1 pseudogene is annotated in these 259 nt (G+C 43.6%); it reads left to right on the forward strand.

The features are described 5' to 3' along the window. A pseudogene (gene ligA / locus SB756_RS31970) lies at positions 1 to 259 on the forward strand (NAD-dependent DNA ligase LigA); the annotation flags it as partial.

A 259-nucleotide genomic window follows, 5' to 3' on the forward strand; every position in this document is an offset into this window, starting at 1 on the left:
GTGAGCCAAAACTTGATGGGTTAGCGGTATCTATTATTTATCGTGATGGAGTGTTGGTACAAGCTGCAACACGGGGTGATGGCTTTACAGGCGAGAATATTACTCAAAATGTAAAAACAATTCGTAACGTCCCCCTTAAGTTGCGTGGCGACTACCCCAAAGAGCTTGAAGTGCGTGGTGAAGTATTTATGGACAGCGCTGGGTTTGAAAAGCTAAACAATGAAGCGCAAAAGCGTGGCGAAAAAGTATTTGTAAATCC

Source organism: Pseudomonas sp. SIMBA_068, from assembly GCF_046534705.1.
GTDB lineage: Bacteria > Pseudomonadota > Gammaproteobacteria > Pseudomonadales > Pseudomonadaceae > Aquipseudomonas > Aquipseudomonas putida.